General features: G+C 65.4%; 10 protein-coding genes and 1 tRNA gene. 3 read left to right on the plus strand and 8 right to left on the minus strand.

What is annotated here, in order from left to right; genetic code table 11:
* Positions 1 to 19 precede the first annotated feature (19 nt).
* The 8 genes from metG to ilvD all read right to left on the minus strand — a co-directional run bounded on the left by metG (position 20) and on the right by ilvD (position 12757).
* Positions 20 to 1582, minus strand: coding sequence for a methionine--tRNA ligase (gene metG, locus FBY31_RS05250; RefSeq protein WP_142037752.1), 1563 nt, complete (start codon positions 1580 to 1582; stop codon positions 20 to 22).
* Between the two features lie 33 nt (positions 1583 to 1615).
* Positions 1616 to 2371, minus strand: coding sequence for an ABC transporter ATP-binding protein (locus FBY31_RS05255; RefSeq protein ID WP_142037755.1), 756 nt, complete (start codon positions 2369 to 2371; stop codon positions 1616 to 1618).
* Positions 2368 to 5166 (minus strand): ABC transporter permease, encoded by a 2799-nt coding sequence (locus FBY31_RS05260; RefSeq protein ID WP_142037759.1) that lies wholly within the window; start codon positions 5164 to 5166, stop codon positions 2368 to 2370. The genes FBY31_RS05255 and FBY31_RS05260 overlap by 4 nt, the downstream gene beginning before the upstream one ends.
* Before the next feature lie 211 nt (positions 5167 to 5377).
* Positions 5378 to 6967, minus strand: a complete 1590-nt coding sequence (gene serA / locus FBY31_RS05265; RefSeq protein ID WP_142037762.1) for a phosphoglycerate dehydrogenase — start codon at positions 6965 to 6967, stop codon at positions 5378 to 5380.
* A 125-nt stretch (positions 6968 to 7092) separates the two neighbouring features.
* Positions 7093 to 8118, minus strand: a complete 1026-nt coding sequence (ilvC, locus tag FBY31_RS05270; RefSeq protein WP_142037765.1) for a ketol-acid reductoisomerase — start codon at positions 8116 to 8118, stop codon at positions 7093 to 7095.
* A 91-nt stretch (positions 8119 to 8209) separates the two neighbouring features.
* On the minus strand, positions 8210 to 8722 hold the full coding sequence (gene ilvN / locus FBY31_RS05275; RefSeq protein WP_050054685.1) for an acetolactate synthase small subunit: 513 nt from the start codon (positions 8720 to 8722) through the stop codon (positions 8210 to 8212).
* Between the two features lie 2 nt (positions 8723 to 8724).
* The gene (locus tag FBY31_RS05280; RefSeq protein ID WP_142037768.1) at positions 8725 to 10632 is read right to left on the minus strand and encodes an acetolactate synthase large subunit; all 1908 of its coding nucleotides are present in this window, start codon (positions 10630 to 10632) and stop codon (positions 8725 to 8727) included.
* A gap of 403 nt (positions 10633 to 11035) precedes the next feature.
* Positions 11036 to 12757: a dihydroxy-acid dehydratase gene (ilvD, locus tag FBY31_RS05285; protein ID WP_142037772.1), complete on the minus strand. Its 1722-nt coding sequence runs from the start codon at positions 12755 to 12757 to the stop codon at positions 11036 to 11038.
* Positions 12758 to 13083: 326 nt separating this feature from the next.
* Here ilvD and FBY31_RS05290 point away from each other — a divergent pair, with 326 nt between their 5' ends.
* The 3 genes from FBY31_RS05290 (at position 13084) to FBY31_RS05300 (ending at position 15618) form a co-directional block, all read left to right on the plus strand.
* Complete coding sequence (locus tag FBY31_RS05290; protein ID WP_142037775.1) at positions 13084 to 14325, plus strand: sunset domain-containing protein; 1242 nt, start codon at positions 13084 to 13086, stop codon at positions 14323 to 14325.
* Positions 14326 to 14431: 106 nt separating this feature from the next.
* The gene (locus FBY31_RS05295) at positions 14432 to 15427 is read left to right on the plus strand and encodes a PQQ-dependent sugar dehydrogenase (RefSeq protein ID WP_142037778.1); all 996 of its coding nucleotides are present in this window, start codon (positions 14432 to 14434) and stop codon (positions 15425 to 15427) included.
* A 115-nt stretch (positions 15428 to 15542) separates the two neighbouring features.
* Positions 15543 to 15618: transfer RNA gene (locus FBY31_RS05300), tRNA-Lys, on the plus strand.
* Positions 15619 to 16076: the final 458 nt, after the last annotated feature.

Consider the following 16076-nt stretch of genomic DNA (forward strand, 5'->3'; position numbering starts at 1 on the left):
AGAGAGCGTTTGGGGGTGTTCAGGCTTCTTCTGCGGGTTCCTCGTACTTCGGGAACACCGGCGTTGGTGCCGGCAGTTCGGTCCCGGCCGCGATGGGCGTGCCAATGGCGGAGAACTGCCGGGACTCCCCTTCAGGCTGGCCTAGGGTGTCCAGGAGTGCGGCAGTTGCCGTTGGCATCACCGGCTGGGCCAGGATGGCCACGATGCGCAGGACTTCCAGCGTCACGTACAGCACAGTGTTCATGCGTGCGACGTCGGTCTTCCGCAGCACCCAGGGGGCTTGCTCGGCAAAGTAGGCGTTGGTGTCTCCAAGCACGCCCCAGATGACTTCGAGGGCCCGGCTGAATTCCTGCTTTTCAAAGGCTGCCCGTGCAGCTTCGAGGAGGCCGCCGGCCTGGGCAAGGATCGCGTTGTCCCCGTCCGTGAACGTGCCGGGGACCGGCACCCTGCCCTCGCAGTTCTTGGCCACCATGGACAGTGAACGCTGGGCCAGGTTTCCGAAGTTGTTGGCGAGGTCGGCATTCATCCGGCCGACGATCGCCTCGTGGTTGTAGCTGCCGTCAGCACCGAACGGCACCTCCCGAAGGAAGAAGAACCGCACCTGGTCCAGGCCGTACTGTGCCACGAAGTCGGCCGGGGCCACGACGTTGCCCAGCGACTTGGACATCTTCACGCCGTTGTTCTGCAGGAATCCGTGGATCATGACCCGCTTGGGCAGCTCCAGTCCGGCACTCATCAGGAAGGCGGGCCAGTAGATGGCGTGGAAGCGGGAGATGTCCTTGCCGATGATGTGGACATCGGCAGGCCAGAACTTCCGGAACTTCTCCGAGTCGACGTCCGGGTAGCCCACCCCGGTGAGGTAGTTGGTCAGGGCGTCCACCCAGACGTACATCACGTGCTTGTCGTTGCCCGGGACCGGGACGCCCCAGTCGAACGTGGTGCGGCTGATGGACAGGTCCTCCAGGCCGCGCTTCACGAAGCTGATGACTTCATTGAAACGGTATTGCGGGGCACCGAACTCAGGCTGCGCCTCGTAGAGCGCAAGGAGCTTGTCCTGATAGGCCGAGAGGCGGAAGAAGTAGCTCTCCTCAGCCGTCCAGGTCACCTCAGTGTCCGTCTCCTTGGAGTAGCGCACGCCGTCGTCCTTGACCACGGTGTCGTCCTCGCCGTAGAACGCCTCGTCCCGGACGGAGTACCAGCCCTCGTACTTGGAGAGGTAGATATCGCCGTTCGCTTCCATCTTCTTCCAGATGGCCTGCGAGGCGGCGTAGTGGTCCTCGTCCGTGGTGCGGATGAAGCGGTCATAGCTGATGCCCAGGGCGGAATGGGCGGCCATGTAGACCTCCGCGTTCCGGTCCACCAGTTCCTTGGGGGTGATGCCTTCCTTTTCCGCGGTCTGGGCAATCTTCATCCCGTGCTCATCCGTGCCGGTCAGGAACATCACGTCATAGCCGTCCAGCCGCTTGAAGCGCGCCATGGCGTCGGTGGCAATGTACTCGTAGGCGTGGCCGATGTGGGGTACGCCGTTGGGGTAGGTGATGGCCGTGGTGATGTAGAACGGCGTTTTCTCTGAAGCAGTCACGGGAGGACGTTACCTTCGGTGCGGAGGGACAGGCTAGATCAGTTCAGTCAGGCTATCGCTGAGCCGGACGAGTTCGTGGTCGTGCGAGGCAACCAGCACTGCGATGCCATCGGACGTGGTGTCCTTCAGGATGCTGATGATGCGGTTGGCGGAAGCGCGGTCCAGGCTCGCCGTGGGTTCGTCCACCACCAGGACCCTGGTGCCCAGGATCAGTGCCCGGGCAATCGCGACGCGCTGGCGTTCGCCGCCCGACAGCTGGGCGGGGCGGTGCCGCATGCGGCGGCCCAGGCCCACCAGGTCCAGCAGGTCCTTGGCCATGTCCCGGCGCTGGTCCACTTCGCCGTCGGGAACCGCCGGCAACAGCACGTTCTCCAGGGCGCTCATACCGTCGATCAGCGCACCGCCCTGGTCCACGTACCCGATGAGTGCGCGACGGCGGTCGGCGATTTCGTCGTCGCCCATGCTTTCCAGGGAGTCGCCTTCCCAGAAGACACGGCCCGACGTCGGCAGGGTCAGTCCGGCGCTGACTGTCAGGATGCTGGTCTTGCCCGAGCCGCTTCGGCCGGCGACGCAGTGCATCTCGCCCGCGTGCAGTGTCAGGTCGAAGCCTTCCACCACGCTGACGGCTTCCGCCCCGCTTTTGCCGCCCCCGTAACGGATGGTGATGTCGCTCAGTTCCAGCGGGGTCTCGTGGTCGGCGGCCTTGACGATGGTGTTGGCGCGCGTCTGCAGGGGGACGTCGCCGGAGCCGGACCGGCGGCTCCGCTGGACATTCGTCGGGTTTGTCATTGGACTACTTTCGTTGCAATCGGTATCCAGCAAAGTACAGCCACGAGCCCGGCCACGCCTGCCCACAGGGCGGCGTAGGGGGCCAGCAGCAGGCCGATGCCCAGGGCGCCCAGCACGCCCAGCGGCAGGGCTACGGTTCCCACCAGCGCATTCTCGAACAACCGGACCTGGCGGAGCATGTCCGGGTTCCAGCCCATCGCTTCGAGGATGCCAAGGTACTGGCGTTTGGCATTGAGTTCAAACCGCCCGGTGACCAGGGTGAGCACCAGTCCCACCACCACGCCGGAGAGCGCCAGGAGGATGCTCGGCAGGGCGACGCTGGCGGCGGCGAGGCCGCTCAGTGCGCTGGCGCCGGCCGCCCGCGGGATGTCGATCAGCAGCGCGATAAGCCCGCCCACGGCTGCGCCGAAGACGCCAACAGCAACAGCAAGGGACAGCGTGTTGAACTTGTTGGTGCCAAGCTGCCGGTTCGCGAAGGTCAGCGGCGAGTCCACCGGAATGAGCCTTTCGTCGTGCTGCGGCTCCTGGTCGATGACATCGCGGTGGCGCAACTGCTGCGCGGCGAAGAAGGCCGCAGCGGCGTACAGCACCAGGACGGAAACGGACACCAGGGCGGTGGCGAGGCTCCAGCTGACGAGGCTCAGGACGAGGCCGGCCACGGCAAGCAGGACCGCGCCCACCCCGAATTCCTCCAGGACCCAGCTGCGGATCCGGCGTTGGGTCCACCCCATCGCGCGGAGGGTTCCGGCTTCGGACCGGCGTTTCCGGATGTAGCTCACGGTGGAGGCGCCGGTCAGGAGCGCGGCCCCGCACAGCGTGAGGAAGAGCAGCGTGATGTTGGTGCCGGAGAGGGACCCGGTCACCGCATCGGCCGCATTCTGCCGGACCCAGGACTGCCGGACCGTCCCCAGGGCCGACTCCTTGCCGGCGTCGTCCTTAGAGTAGCCGGGAACGAAGATGCTGGCGTCTTCACGGGCGGAGCCGGCCACGATGGTGGCTTCCAGGCCCATGTCCCGGATCTCGGCGGCCAGCTTTTCAACCTCCGGCTGGGCCTCCTTCCAGCTTCCGGGTGCGTCGGCGCGGACACGGACGGCATCGATCACCGCCGCGTTTTGCGTGTAGCCCCGGGCGGCCGCGAGGCCGTAGTAATCGGTGATGGCGCCGGCAGACTGGCTGGCAAGCCCGGTGGCGCTCAGGGAAGGCTTGAGCTCTGCGGCCGGAACGTCCTTGCCCTCGGCGTCCTTGACCAGGCTGAACGGGGTGGGGTCGTAGCCGCCCAGCGGAAGCCTGTTGACGTCACCGGCCGCCTTCGCCACCGCGGAGGGGTCGAAGGTTCCGTACACCATGGCCAGCGGAGCGGAGACCTTCTTCTCACCGGTCGCCAGGTTTTCACGGTAGGACCGCTCGTCCACGGGTTCGCGCTGGGTCTGGTCCACCGGAGTGCCGTTGGCGCTCTTTTCGGGCAGCCGGTTTACGGTGACCCATTCGCCGGGGACGGCAGCCTTGTCCACTGCCCCGTTGGCCGCCGTTTTGCCGTCGGTGTACTGCGGGGCCGCAGCAAAGTCCGTGCTCCACTGCGCGGGTGTGTAGAGCCCCTGGTTGAAGTTGCCCGTCGCGCCGAGGAGGGACGTGTGGTCCGTGGACCCGGGCCAGGAGAGGACGAACGGGTCCTTCGAGACGAACGGCAGGTAGTCCTGGCCCAAGGACCTGGAAACTGTTCCGACGTCCTTGACCACCTTGCCGGCGTCGTCAATTTCCTCGATCTTGACGTTGTACTTCAGGTCCAGGGATGTCCCGGAACGTACCACCAGGGGTATGGCCTGGGAGTCCGCGGTGAGCTGGCCGGTGCGCTTGGCCTGCTGGTACTGGGTCATCAGCGGTGCCCAGTACTTGAGCTTTACACCCAGGAAGTCAGGTCCTTCCGCCAACTGGTCCAGCCCGATGCCGTTGGTGAAAAGGCCTTCCAGGTACCGTCCAACGGCGCCGGCGTTGCGGGCGTCGGCAGGCGGAGCCTTTTCCAGCGGGGCAAGGAAGTCCCCGGAAGATCCCAGCAAGGCACGTTCTGCGGCAGGATCGACGGCCACCACTGACTCCGTCACTTCCGGAGCGAGGGGCAGCGACACGGACACGTTGAAGAGGTTGTGCTCGGAACCGCCGGCCGGCGCCGGGAACTTGATGCCCGTTTCGCCTTCCGGGGCGGCGATGCGGATGCTGCTTCCCCCGGCGGCCTGCTGCTCGACGAGCCTGGCTTTGCCCAGGGTGCCTTCGGCAGTGGACTTGAACAGCGCCTGCTCGGAAACACCGTCGGAACTCACGGCGCTGGCCGTGAGGCGGTACTTCTTCGCTTGATCGCTCAACACGGATTCAGCCGCGGGCCACTGGGCCGGAGCGGTGGCCCCTGCAGCCTGGTCCGCCGTCGCGGTCCCTGCCAGCCCGGCGTTGTAGCCCAGGTAATCCATGGCGTCCAGCCGAGGGGCCTCAAGGTTCTGCGTCACGCGGGACACCAGGCTGATGGGCGCTGCCACGGACGTGCCGGACAGCTTCCTGATGGCGTCCAACTGCTCGAAGCTGATGCCTCCGGTGCCGTTGGCGATCTCGGGCTGCAGCATCGCACCCGAGGGCGCCTTGGCCTGGACCAGGACATCGTAAAGGCCCCGTGAATTTTCATTCACGGTCCGGCTGAGGGCCGCCTGCGACTGACTTTGGACGACGACCGACAAGCACATGGCTGCGATCAGGATGGCCGCGGTCAACAGCAGCACCCTGCTTCTGATGAACCTCTGGACGGCGTTCATTGAACTCCCTGAAACCTGGATTGCGTGCGCACATTCGTAGCCCGCGCGCGGCGGACGTGGACGATTACGGACGGATGTGCAAAAGGTATTGGCCGGCCTGCCGGCATGGTCCCGAACCAGGACCCAGCCATTGTAAGCAGACCGGCCAATTATACGTGGCCCCGCCCGGACGCGCCGAGCGGAGGCCGACGCTAGGGCGTTTCCCCCTGGGTTAGTCCTCCAGGTCCACTTCCCGGACCATCTCGGCGCCGATGCCGGCCTTGATGGCGTCCAGGACCTGCTGGGGCACGGAGCTGTCGATGGTCAGCAGCGCGAGGACCTGGCCGCCCTGGTCGTGGCGTGCCACCTGCATGCCGGCGATGTTGATGTTGTTCATGCCCAGGATGTGCCCGATGGTGCCGATCACGCCGGGACGGTCGGTGTACGCGACCACAACGAGGTGCTCGCTGATGGGGATTTCAACTTCGAAACCGTTAATGCCCACCAGCTTCTCGACCTGCTTGGGTCCGGTCAGGGTGCCGGCCACGGAGATCTGGCTGCCGTCGCTGAGTGCTCCGCGCAGGGTCAGGACGTTGCGGTAGGACTCCGTCTCCGGGGTGGTGATCAGGCGGACGTTGATGCCGCGCTGCTCGGCGATGACCGGGGCGTTGACGTAGGAGACCTGTTCGGTCACTACGTCGGCGAAGATGCCCTTCAGTGCCGCCAGCTCCAGGACCTTGACGTCCAGGGAGGAAATCTCGCCGGCCACCTCCACGTCGAACTGTGTCAGGGAGTCGTGGGTGAGGGCGGTGAAGATCCGGCCCAGCTTCTCGATCAGCGGGATGCCCGGGCGGACGTCCGGGGCGATGACGCCGCCGGCGACGTTGACGGCGTCGGGAACCAGCTCACCAGCCAGGGCGAGGCGTACGGACTTGGCCACCGACACTCCCGCCTTTTCCTGGGCTTCGTCGGTGGATGCGCCGAGGTGGGGCGTGACTACCACGTTGTCCAGCTTGAAGAACGGCAGGTCCGTGCTGGGCTCCTTGGAAAAGACGTCCACGCCGGCGCCGGCGATTTCACCGTCCTGAAGGGCAGCGAAGAGGGCTTCCTCATCCACGAGGCCGCCACGGGCAACGTTGACAACGTAGGCGGTGCTCTTCATCTTCTTGAAGGCATCCGCGCCGAGCATGCCCACGGTCTCGGGGGTCTTGGGCATGTGGATGGTGATGAAGTCGGACTGGGCCAGGAGCTCGTCCAGGGTCACCAGCTGCACGCCGAGCTGAGCTGCCCGGGCGGAAGTGATGTAGGGATCGTAGGCAAGGATCTTGGTGTCGAAGCCCTTCAGGCGGGCTGCCACGAGGGCGCCGATGCGGCCGAGGCCGATAATGCCGATCTTCTTTTCGAACAGTTCGATGCCCGTGTACTTGGAGCGCTTCCACTCGCCGTCCTTGAGCGCGGCGCTGGCCTGCGGGATGTGCCGGGCCAGGCTCAGGATGTGTCCCACGGTGAGCTCGGCAGCGGAAACGATGTTGGACGTGGGGGCGTTGACCACCATTACGCCGGCCTGCGTGGCGGCCTTGATGTCCACGTTGTCCAGGCCCACACCAGCGCGGGCGATGACCTTGAGGTTCTTCGCCGCGGCGATGGCTTCTGCGTCCACCTGGGTAGCAGAACGGACCAGGATGGCGTCAACGTCGCCGATGGCAGAGAGCAGCTGGGAGCGGTCAGCGCCGTCGGTCTGGCGGATTTCGAAGTCCGGGCCGAGGGCCTCAATGGTGGCGGGGGAAAGTTCTTCGGCGAGCAGTACTACGGGTTTTGACACGGCTGATCCTCTGCGTTGCAGTCCTGGGGATGGAACAAGTCTAGGCCGACATAAAGGCCGGGCTCACATTGTTAAGTGTGAACCCGGCCTCACTGCTGCCTTTACGGCGGCGCCTGACGCCTGCCTTAGCGGGCGGCGGAACCTTCAACATAGTCCACGTCCTGCTGCTGCCAGGAGAACAGTGAACGGAGCTCGCGGCCGACAGCCTCGATGGGGTGCTGCTCGGCCTTGGCACGCAGTTCCTTGAACTCCACGCCGCCGTTGTCCTGGTCCTCGATGAAGCGCTTGGCGAAGGCGCCGGACTGGATGTCGGCGAGGACAGCCTGCATGTTTTCCTTCACCGCGGGGGTGATGACGCGGGGGCCGGAAACGTAGTCGCCGTACTCAGCGGTGTCGGAAACGCTCCAGCGCTGCTTGGCGATGCCGCCTTCCCACATGAGGTCCACGATGAGCTTGAGCTCGTGGAGTACCTCGAAGTAGGCGATCTGCGGCTGGTAGCCGGCTTCGGTCAGGGTTTCGAAGCCGTACTGGACCAGCTGGGACACGCCGCCGCAGAGGACTGCCTGCTCGCCGAAGAGGTCGGTTTCGGTCTCTTCGGTGAAGGTGGTCTTGATGACGCCGGCGCGGGTGCCGCCGATGGCCTTGGCGTAGGACTTGGCCAGTTCCCAGGCGGAGCCGGAAGCGTCCTGCTCCACCGCGATGATGTCCGGGATGCCGCGGCCGGCCTCGAACTCGCGGCGCACGGTGTGGCCGGGTGCCTTCGGGGCGACCAGGATGACGTCAACGCCCTCCGGTGCCTGGATGTAGCCGAAGCGGATGTTGAAGCCGTGGGCGAAAGCAAGGGCCTTGCCGGGCTTCAGCTTGTCCTTGATGGAGTCGTTGTAGATCGAGCGCTGGTGCTGGTCCGGCGCCAGGATCATGATGACGTCGGCCCACTCGGCGGCGTCGGCGACGTTCTTGACCGTGAAACCGGCGTCCTCGGCCTTGGCGGCGGACGTGGAGCCGTCCTTCAGGGCAATAACAACCTCGACGCCGGAATCGCGCAGGTTCAGCGCGTGGGCGTGACCCTGGGAGCCGTAGCCAACAATGGCAACCTTGCGGCCCTGGATGATCGACAGGTCAGCGTCGTCGTCGTAAAACATTTCAGTCACTTGCGTAACTCCTCTTGAGTGGATTGTAGATAGATGTGTGGTGGTGCGGTTACGGGCGTCGCGCTCTGCCGGGCCGGGCCCGGGCAGATTCCTACGCGGAGCGCAACGCCCTGTCACTCATGGAGCGGGATCCCCGTCCAACGGCCAGGGTGCCGGACTGCACAATTTCGCGGATGCCGAAGGGCTCCAGCACCGAGAGCAGTGCCGTGAGCTTTTCGGGGTGGCCGGTTGCTTCAATGACGACGGAGTCGGTGGAGACGTCGACCACTGAGGCACGGAACAGGTCTGCGGCCTGGGTCACCTGCAGACGAGTTGCGGCATCCGCACGTACTTTGACCAGGATGTGGTCACGCTGTACGGAAGATTCGGAAGTCAGCTCAACGATTTTGATGACGTTGATCAGTTTATTGAGCTGCTTGGTGACCTGCTCGATGAGGTCGCCATCGGCGTCGACCACTACCGTCATCCGGGAGATGCCCGGAACCTCGGTGGGGCCGACAGCCAGGGAGTTGATGTTGAAAGCCCGGCGGGCGAAGAGGCTGGCGACGCGGGTCAGGACGCCCGGCTTGTCTTCAACCAGGACGGAGAGTGTGTGGCGGCTCATGATCAGTCCTCTTCTTCCCATTCCGGGGTCATGTTGCGGGCAACCTGGATCTGGTCGTTGCTTACGCCGGCGGGCACCATCGGCCACACCATGGAGTTGGGGCTCACCACGAAGTCGATGACGACAGGGCGGTCATTGATTTCGAGCGCCTTCTGGATGGTGGCGTCGATGTCCTCGTCGCGTTCGCAGCGGAACGAGGCGCAGCCGTAGGCCTCCCCCAGCTTGACGAAGTCCGGGATGCGGACGGTGTCGTGGCCGGTGTTGAGGTCGGTGTTGGAGTAGCGGCCCTCGTAGAAGAGGGTCTGCCACTGGCGCACCATTCCCAGCGAGGAGTTGTTGATGACGGCAACCTTGATGGGGATGTTGTTGATGGCGCAGGTAGCCAGTTCCTGGTTGGTCATCTGGAAGCAGCCGTCACCGTCGATGGCCCACACCACACGGTCCGGCTCCCCCACCTTGGCGCCCATGGCAGCCGGTACGGCGTAGCCCATGGTGCCGGCTCCGCCCGAGTTGAGCCAGGCGTGCGGACGCTCGTACTTGATGAACTGCGCGGCCCACATCTGGTGCTGGCCCACGCCCGCCACGTAGATGCCTTCCGGACCCGTCAGCGCACCGATGCGCTCGATGACTTTCTGCGGGGCGGTGAGTCCGTCGTCCGGCTCGGTCCAGCCCAGCGGGTAGGTTTCCTTCAGGTTGTTAAGGAATGCCCACCAGGTGGTGAGGTCCGGCGTGCCGGAGGCCTCGAACTGGGTACGGACGGCCTCAGTGAGCTCGGGGATGATTTCCTTGACGGATCCCACGATGGGAACATCGGCGGTCCGGTTCTTGGAGATCTCCGCGGGGTCGATGTCCGCGTGGATGACCTTGGCGTTGGGTGCGAACGTCTTCAGTACGCCGGTGACACGGTCATCGAAGCGGGCTCCCAGGGTGATCAGGAGGTCGGCCTGCTGCAGCGCGGTCACGGCTGACACAGTGCCGTGCATGCCGGGCATGCCCATATGCTGCGGATGGGAGTCCGGGAACGCGCCCTTTGCCATCAGCGTGGTGACGACCGGGGCGCCCGTGGCTTCGGCGAGGGCCAGCAGCTCGGCAGAGGCATGGGCCTTGACCACGCCGCCGCCCACGTAGAGCACGGGTTTGCGGGCTGCGGCAATCAGCTTGGCAGCCTCACGCACCTGCTTGTTGTGCCCGCGGGTGACGGGACGGTAGCCGGGCAGGTCCACGCGGGGCGGCCAGGAGAAGGTCATCTGGCCCACCTGGGCGTCCTTGGCCACGTCCACCAGCACCGGGCCCGGGCGGCCGGTGGAGGCCAGGTGGAACGCCTCGGCCATGACATGCGGGATGTCGTTGGGGTCGGTCACCAGGAAGGAGTGCTTGGTGATGGGCATGGTGATGCCCACGATGTCCGCTTCCTGGAAGGCGTCAGTGCCGATCACGCCGCTGGACACCTGGCCGGTGATGGCCACCAGCGGCACGGAGTCCATGTGGGCATCCATGATGGCCGTAACGAGGTTGGTGGCGCCGGGGCCTGAGGTGGCGATGCAGACGCCCACCCGCCCGGTCACCATGGCGTAGCCTTGCGCGGCGTGGCCGGCTCCCTGTTCGTGACGGACCAGGACGTGATTCATGCTGGAGGCCATCAAGGGGTCATAGGTGGGCAGGATTGCGCCACCGGGCAAACCGAAAATATCGTCGACGCCGAGTTCTTCGAGCGAGCGGACAATAGCTTGCGAGCCGGTCATCACCGTTGGGGGTACAACGTTGTTCGGCCCGAGGACAGGAGAGGCAGCAGCAAGGTCGGCGACGACGACGGCGGGTTCAGCCGTACGGTCGGCGCGTTCCGGAGCCTTGGGGGCTCCAGCGGACTTAGTAGCCATCAGCGAGGGGCTGATCGGCGATCCTTTGCTCATCGGACTCTTCCTTGTGGATCATCTGTGGTTCTTGGAAACTGCGGGAAATAAAAAAACCCCTCAGCCTGGCGGCTCTTCGAGGGGTTCGCGCGTGACGGTTCGTTACCGGGGCTAGTGTGCCACGCGCTTGGTAAGGACGACGACTGCTTCTGCAGCGGCGCAGCTGGTAACGAAAGTCATGCGTTCAGTTTTCCCTCTGGTGAACAGGGTGTCAACGAGGGTGACCCCAGTCTCACCATGTGGACGACGCTGTCCACCTTTTGATCCTATCCCGGCAAGCGGAAGACTCCTACCCCAGACGAGCGGCGCGGACGCCGCCCGTCCGGGGCCCCTCGGAGTCTCCTTATTAGGCCCTGCCGCCTCAAGCGGGCAACATTCCCGCCGGTGGCCTTGGGCTCCTACGTCAGCCGGTGTAGGCGCCTTGGCTGGCGCTGTGCACCAGCTTGGCGTACTTGGCGAGGACACCCTTGGTGTACCTGGCCGGCAGCGGTTCCCAGCCCACCTTGCGGGCTTCGAGCTCGGTTTCGTCCACCAGGAGGTCGAAGCTGCGGGCTGCGATGTCCACGCGGATCCGGTCGCCGTCCTTCACGAAGGCGATGGGGCCGCCGTCGACCGCTTCCGGCGCAACGTGACCGATACACAGGCCTGTTGTGCCGCCGGAGAACCGGCCGTCGGTGAGGAGGAGGACGTCCTTGCCCAGGCCCGCACCCTTGATGGCGCCGGTAATGGCGAGCATTTCGCGCATGCCCGGCCCGCCCTTGGGGCCTTCGTACCGGATGACCACAACGTCGCCGGCGTGGATCTGGCCCTTGTCCAGCGCGTCGAGGGCGCCCTGTTCACGTTCGAAGACGCGGGCTGTGCCTTCAAAGACGTCGGCGTCAAAGCCTGCGCTCTTCACCACTGCGCCCTCAGGGGCCATGGTGCCGTGCAGGATGGTGATGCCGCCGGTCTTGTGGATCGGGTTGTCCAGGGCGCGCAGGATCTTGCCGTCAACGTCCGGCGGGTTGATGGCCTTGAGGTTTTCCGCAACGGTCTTGCCCGTAACGGTGAGGCAGTCGCCGTGCAGCAGGCCGGCGTCGAGCAGTGCCTTCATGATCACCGGCACGCCGCCGATCTTGTCCACGTCGGTCATAACGTAGCGGCCGAAGGGCTTGAGGTCACCCAGGTGCGGGATCTTGTCGCCGATGCGGTTGAAGTCGTCAAGGGTGAGCTCAACTTCCGCCTCGCGGGCGATGGCCAGCAGGTGCAGGACGGCGTTGGTGGAGCCGCCGAAGGCCATGGTGACCGCGATGGCGTTCTCGAAGGCCTTCTTGGTCATGATGTCGCGCGCGGTGATGCCCTGGCGGAGCAGGTTGACCACCGCTTCGCCGGACTTGCGGGCAAATTCATCACGACGGCGGTCTGCCGAAGGCGGGGCGGCAGAGCCGGGCAGGGACATGCCGAGGGCCTCGCCAATGCAGGCCATGGTATTGGCCGTGTACATGCCGCCGCAGGCGCCTTCGCCTGGACAGATCGCCTTTTCGATGCGGGTCAGGTCTTCCATGCTCATCTTGCCTGCGGCGCAGGCACCAACAGCTTCGAAGGCGTCGATGAGAGTAACTTCCTTTTCGGAGCCGTCCTCGAGCTTGACCCAACCGGGCATGATGGAGCCGGCGTAGAGGAAAACGCTGGACAAGTCCAGGCGGGCTGCGGCCATCAGCATGCCCGGGAGGGACTTGTCGCAGCCGGCCAGCAGGACCGAACCGTCGATGCGCTCGGCCTGCATCACGGTTTCAACGGAGTCGGCAATGACTTCGCGGGAAACCAGGGAGAAGTGCATGCCTTCGTGGCCCATGGAGATACCGTCCGAAACCGAGATGGTGCCGAACTGCATGGGGAACCCGCCACCGGCGTGGACACCTTCCTTGGCGCCCTGGGCGAGCCGGTTCAAGGAAAGGTTGCACGGTGTGATTTCGTTCCAGGAGCTGGCGACACCGACCTGGGGCTTGGCGAAGTCGTCATCGCCCATGCCGACGGCGCGGAACATGCCCCGTGCGGGCGCAGCGTGAATGCCGTCAGTTACTACTCGGCTGCGCGGCTTGATGTCAGGCTTGTTGCCGGTTTCGATCAGGGTGTCCTCACTCATAGGGGAAAGTCTATGGCTCCACGGAACGGGGCCGCGACAGGCTGGCGGAGGTTACGCGCAAAACGGGGAATTCTTCTGGCCAGATGGTGGACTGGCATCTCGAATGATGAGACGCCGTCGGGTCATCCCCTGGCCTGTTGTGCCTCGGGTCACCTTCCATTGCGGTGTGCCTGGCCGAGGGCATCCCGCCCTCGCTGCACCGGCTGGGACCGGCCAGGCAGTGGCCGCGAAAAAGGGAGTCCCGGCAGGTCAAAGTGCTGGACAGGGATGTGGACCCGACGTAGCGTCGGGCAAAGGAGCATACCGAACCGACTGAAGGGATTGCCATGGAAGGTTTCTTCTTGATCATTCTGCTCGTTGTGCTGGCGGGTGTCGTCTGGTGGCGGCTGAACGCCAAAAAGTCCTCTGATGCCCGGGCGGCCGCGGGGCACGCAGAAAGGCCACGCGCCGATGGAGGTACTCGGGCTGACGGCGCTCTTTCCGGCGGCAGCGCCGCAGCTTCCGCCGAGGCTGCGGGCACCACTGGCATTGCCGGCGCGGCGGGATTCGGCCGCCCGGCAGAACCGGCAGCGCCCACCACCGCAGAGGAGCGGACCGGGACAGCGGCCGGGGCCGATGCTGGCCCCGCTGCGGGGGCACACCACAGCGGTACGGGATCGTCCTCGGTCCATACCGCAGCCGCCGCCGGCAGCGCGGAAGGCCCCGGCAGCATGCAAGGCGCCGGCAGCATGCAGGGCGCCGGCAGCATGCAGGGCGCCGGCAGCATGCAGGGCGCCAACCGGGAAGAACGCCGGATCCAAGATCAGGCTGAATGGGAGACCCAGTGGTCGGAGGCTTCAGGCGCAGCCCCCGCCCATGAAGGCGAGGCTCCCCGGCAAAGCGCGGCCCATCGGGAAGCAGCGGCCCGCCAGGAAGGGGCCGCGCCGACGACACCTCTCCCTCCCGCGCAAAGTGGCTCCGGCGCAGCGCCTTCCGCGACCGCGGATGATGCTGCCGGTACCTCGCGGCCGGTTCACCACACCGAGTACACCGCACCCCAGGCCCCTACCCTCCCCGGGGCCGAGAGCGCCGCAATGGAAGAGCGGGGGGACGCAGACACACCAGGCGCCGCCCCGCAGCCGTCCGCGGCCGATGCAGGCCGCAGCGAAATGCCCCGCGCAACGGCTTCTCCCGGCGCCGCAGGCATCGCCCTCCCCAGTGACGCCGGGGCAACGGAAACGCAGGACCGGGCGCAATCCTCCGCGCTGGTGGAAACCGGCGCTGACCGTAAGCAGGACCAGCCCGGGGCTGTGGCTTCGGCAGGAACGGAACCTGCAGCCACAGAACCGGCAGGAACGGAACCAGCAGGCCACCTGGCGGCGGAACAGCCAGACGGGATGGGCTCGGCGTCGGCTGCCGCTGACGGCAGCGGGCCGGCGGATTACACCGTCAAGGCTGACGCCGGCGCCATGGTGTACTACGAGGAGGGACACCCCGAGTATGACCAGACCAGGGCCGACGTGTGGTTCGAATCACCCGCCCATGCCGAGGCCGCCGGGTTCAGGGCGCCGCGACGCAGGCGGATTTAGCCTCGCTTGTTCCGCAAAGCGGGCGCACCCTGGTGCGCCCGCCTGGGCAACCGCCGCCGCCTGTCTCGCCATATTCCTGTCTTCCTGCACAGGCGGCCCCGACGGAATGCCCACGGGAAGCAGCCCTTCACTGAGTACACCGGCGGCTCCGGGAACGCCGCAACGCCTGGATCTTCAGCTGGAAATCCCATGGGCCGCGGTGTTCCTGCCGGATGGAACGGCGGTGATCTCGGAGCGCGAGACCGCCCTCCTCAAAGCAGTCCGTGCCGGCGAAGCCAGGGAACTGGGTGAAGTTCCAGGCGTGGTTCCGGGAGGAGAAGGCGGCCTGCTGGGGCTTGCGCTGTCCCCCGGCTTCGCAACCGACCGCTACCTTTATGCCTACTTCACCTCCGAGTCCGACAACAGGATTGCCCGCCTTCGCCTGTCGGCGGCCAGTGACGGCACACTCTCCCTGGGAGAACCGGAAGTGATCTTCACCGGGATCCCCAAAGCCTCCACCCATAATGGCGGCAGGATCCGTTTCGGACCGGACGGCCTGCTGTATGCAGGGACCGGCGATTCCCAGCGCAGGGACCAGCCGCAGGACCCCGAAGCGCTGGGCGGGAAGATTCTTCGGCTGACAGCCGACGGCGATCCGGCCCCGGGCAATCCGTTCGGCAACGCTGTGTACAGCCTGGGACACAGGAACGTCCAAGGATTGGCCTGGGACACTGAGGGGCGGTTGTGGGCCAGCGAGTTCGGGCCTGACGTCAACGACGAACTGAACCTGATCGTGCCCGGCGGCAACTACGGGTGGCCCGCGGTCACCGGCGCGCCCCACCGCCCCGAGTTCCGGGATGCAAAAGTCGTCTGGCCGGCAACAAGCGAATCCTCACCCAGCGGACTGGAAATCGCAGGCTCAACGGCGTACCTGGGCGCACTGCGCGGCCAGCGGATGTGGACAGTGCCCCTGGCCGGAGAGGAAGCCGGCACACCTGTGGCCTACTTCACACGGGAATATGGCCGGATCCGGGACGTGGTCCGCACCCCCGAGGGCGGTTTTTGGCTGCTGACAAACAATGAAAACCCCGATTTTGTGCTGGTTTTGCCCCCTCCGGGCTGACCGGGGCCCTACTGCCGCCGTCGATTTCACATGCACCAAAAGTTCGTGTAGAGTTTCATGTCGTTGCGGAGATCAACGGGGAAACAAAAAGCCCCAAACGATCGAAACAAAAGATGCACCTCTAGCTCAATTGGCAGAGCAATTGACTCTTAATCAATGGGTTCCGGGTTCAAGTCCCGGGGGGTGCACCACTGGGAAAACAGCCTCCGGCTTGCGGAAACGCAAACCGGGGGCTGTTTTGTTCTGCCGGAGCCACGGCTGATTCAGGTGGCAACCGGTCAACGCCTCGACGCAAGGTTTGTCAGGACCATGCGTCGACGGATCCCACCGGAATCCCGCCATCATCTGCTGCAACGAATTTCGGAACGCTCCATCAGCTTTTGCATCAAATGAAGGAACGCTCCATCACTTTTGGCGTCTCCCAAAGAAACCCTCCTGCACACTGCCCGCGGCAGCACCGCCGTCGAACCCCACCGGAATTGATTGATAGAGCGTCCCCCGGGAAGCTACGGAAGGTGATGGCGCATCCCGCGGGAAGCTGCAGGAGGTGATGGGGCGTTGCTGGCCGGGTAAAGAGTCGGCAGGCGTACGAAAGCCAGGGACACGCCATCATCACTTGCCTGCACAGGCCACTGATGAGGAAAAAATA

Source organism: Arthrobacter sp. SLBN-100, from assembly GCF_006715305.1.
Taxonomy (GTDB): Bacteria; Actinomycetota; Actinomycetes; order Actinomycetales; family Micrococcaceae; genus Arthrobacter.

Excerpts from the sequence above, each read along its gene's own strand:
- FBY31_RS05255 (WP_142037755.1), bottom strand. The coding sequence starts at position 2,371 with ATGACAAACCCGACGAATGTCCAGCGGAGCCGCCGGTCCGGCTCCGGC.
- FBY31_RS05260 (WP_142037759.1), bottom strand. The coding sequence starts at position 5,166 with ATGAACGCCGTCCAGAGGTTCATCAGAAGCAGGGTGCTGCTGTTGACC.
- ilvN (WP_050054685.1), bottom strand. The coding sequence starts at position 8,722 with ATGAGCCGCCACACACTCTCCGTCCTGGTTGAAGACAAGCCGGGCGTC.
- FBY31_RS05280 (WP_142037768.1), bottom strand. The coding sequence starts at position 10,632 with ATGAGCAAAGGATCGCCGATCAGCCCCTCGCTGATGGCTACTAAGTCC.
- ilvD (WP_142037772.1), bottom strand. The coding sequence starts at position 12,757 with ATGAGTGAGGACACCCTGATCGAAACCGGCAACAAGCCTGACATCAAG.
- FBY31_RS05290 (WP_142037775.1), top strand. The coding sequence starts at position 13,084 with ATGGAAGGTTTCTTCTTGATCATTCTGCTCGTTGTGCTGGCGGGTGTC.
- FBY31_RS05295 (WP_142037778.1), top strand. The coding sequence starts at position 14,432 with ATGCCCACGGGAAGCAGCCCTTCACTGAGTACACCGGCGGCTCCGGGA.